At 71.5% G+C, this 2,432-nt stretch carries 2 protein-coding genes; one reads left to right on the top strand and one right to left on the bottom strand.

Features of this window, described 5'->3' with window-relative positions:
• Positions 1 to 104 precede the first annotated feature (104 nt).
• A complete protein-coding gene (locus AOK24_RS43030) occupies positions 105 to 1,412 on the bottom strand; it encodes an ABC transporter substrate-binding protein (protein ID WP_055725284.1) in 1,308 nt (435 codons plus the stop codon).
• A gap of 193 nt (positions 1,413 to 1,605) precedes the next feature.
• On the opposite strand from AOK24_RS43030, the gene AOK24_RS43035 reads away from it, so the two are divergent.
• Positions 1,606 to 2,432, top strand: an 827-nt coding sequence (locus AOK24_RS43035; protein ID WP_055725285.1) for a LacI family DNA-binding transcriptional regulator, incomplete at its 3' end; no start/stop codon positions are given.

A 2,432-nucleotide genomic window follows, 5' to 3' on the forward strand; every position in this document is an offset into this window, starting at 1 on the left:
GGCCGGGGGAGGCGGACGGCGGCGGGGTCACCGTCCGCTCAACTGCCTTGACCTGCATGGGATGTCCTCCCTGATCGGGCCGGTCGGCCGACGACTCGATCGGCTCAGTCGGCCAGCGACGCGGAGACCTCCTCGTTGTCCTTGTCGATGCCGGACCCGTCCCCGAACACGGCGTCCCGCATGAGTTTCAGCCAGGGCCCGTTGGGGTCGTTGAAGGTCTGCCCGAACTTCAGGGCGTAGGGCGTGCGGCCGTCCGCCACGAGCTGGTTGACGGTGACGAGGCGCGGATCGGCGGCCGAGTACTTGTTGGACGCGAGGTCGGTGCGCGCGACGACGTCCTTGTGCGCGGCGACCACGTTCACCTGCGCCTCGTCGCCGAGGGACCAGGCGAGGAAGTTCCACGCCTGGTCGGCGTTCTTGCTGGTGGCGGCGATACCGATGGCGTCGCCGCCGACGAACGTGGACCTGCCGCCGTCGGGTCCGGGGATGGGGGCGACGCCGAGGTCGAGGTTCTTCGGCATCAGGCCGAGGGTCGTCGAGGGCATCGGCATGACGCCGACCTTGCCCTTGGGGAAGACGCCGGTCCAGGTCGTGCCGGTCTCCTCCTTGGCGCCGGGCGCGAGGATGCCGTCCTTCACCCAGCCCCGGTAGACGTCGTACACCTTCTTCGCGGTCGGCGAGTCGAGGGTGGCGGCGGTGCCGTCGTCGTTCAGCACCTCCTGTCCGGCGGCCCAGATGGACGGCCACCAGGTGAAGACGCCGCAGCCGCCGCAGTTCCCGCCGAAGAAGGTGCCGTTGACGCCGCCGCCCAACGCGTTGACGGCGCGCGCCTGCCGGTCCCATTCGGCGAGGGTGGTGGGTGGCTTCTCCGGGTCCAACTGGGCCTGTTTGTACAGGGACTTGTTGTAGAAGAGGACGGAGAGGTCGAGGGTGTGCGGGACGGCGTACTTCTTGCCGTCGTGCGTGCCGGCCTTGATGTGCGACTGCGCGAGCTTCGACGCGAAGGGGAGGGCGTCGATGCGGGGGGTGAGGTCGGCGAAGAGGCCGCTGGAGGTGTAGTTGGGCACGAACACGACGTCGGAGGCGAACAGGTCGGGCAGTTCGCGCGAGCCGGCCGCCGCGCCGACCTTGGCCTGGTAGTCGTCGGTGGGGACGACGGTCAGCTCGACCTTGTTCCTGTGGCTGTCGTTGTACGCCTTGACCAGGGCCTCGCTCTGCGGGCGGGTCGCGGCGCGCGTCCACATGGTGAGTTTCGCGCCGTCGTCGACGCCGCCCACGCCACCCGACGCCTTGCCGCCGCCTCCCCCGCCGCCGTCGTCCGACGATCCGCAGGCCGTGGCGAGGCTCGCGGCGGCCAGGAGCGCCACGACCCCGCTGGCGACCCGGCGTACCCGTCTGGTGGTGCTCCTCATGTCGATCCCCCAGTCCCGCGGAAACGAACCGAAAAGGCTTTCAGAAAGCTAGGACGGGCCTGATGGCTCGTCAATCCCCTTGTGCGAAATGGTTCTTGCCCGCAGGCCGAAAACTCTGGATCGGCCGGTGCTGCCGCCTCGCCGAAACCGACTCGCGTACCGTTTACGCACGCGACGCGAGAAGGAGAACCCCATGACCCCGGCCCCAGGCCCCGCTCGTTCGCAGCCCGCGACCCTCGGTGACGTCGCCAGGCTGGCGGGGGTGTCCATCGCCACCGCGTCCAAGGCCCTCAACGGCCGCAGCCAGGTACGCGCGGAGACCCGGCAGCGGGTCATCGAGGCGGCCGAGCGGCTCGCGTTCCGGCCCAACCAGCTCGCCCGGGGCCTGCTGGAGGGCCGTTCCGGCACGGTCGGCCTGCTCACCAGCGACCTGGAGGGCCGGTTCAGCATCCCGATCCTGATGGGCGCGGAGGACGCGTTCGGCGCGGGCGAGGTCGCGGTGTTCCTGTGCGACGCGCGGGGCGACGCGATCCGTGAACAGCACCACGTACGGGCCCTGTTGGGGCGCCGCGTGGACGGGCTGATCGTCGTCGGGAGCCGTACCGATCCGCGCCCGTCACTGGGGCGCGACCTGCCGGTGCCGGTGGTGTACGCGTACGCGCCCTCCGAGGACCCGGGGGATCTGTCGCTGGTCCCGGACAACGTGGACGCCGGCCGGATCGCCGTCGCCCATCTGCTGGCCTGCGGCCGGACCCGGATCGCGCACATCACCGGCGACCCCGGGTACGCCGCCGCGCACGACCGGGTGGCGGGGGCGCGGTCCGCGCTCGCGGACGCCGGGCTCGACCTGGTCGGCGAACCCCGGTTCGGGGCCTGGTCGGGGGGGTGGGGGCGGGCGGCGACCGTACTGCTGCTGGACCAACACCCCGAGGTGGACGCGGTGTTGTGCGGGAGCGATCAGATCGCGCGGGGCGTCATCGACGTGCTGCGGGAGCGGGGGCGGCGGGTGCCGGAGGACGT

The organism is Streptomyces niveiscabiei, from assembly GCF_001419795.1.
GTDB lineage: Bacteria > Actinomycetota > Actinomycetes > Streptomycetales > Streptomycetaceae > Streptomyces > Streptomyces niveiscabiei.

Coding starts and splice junctions, on each gene's coding strand:
- AOK24_RS43030 (WP_055725284.1), bottom strand. CDS start 1,412: ATGAGGAGCACCACCAGACGGGTACGCCGGGTCGCCAGCGGGGTCGTG.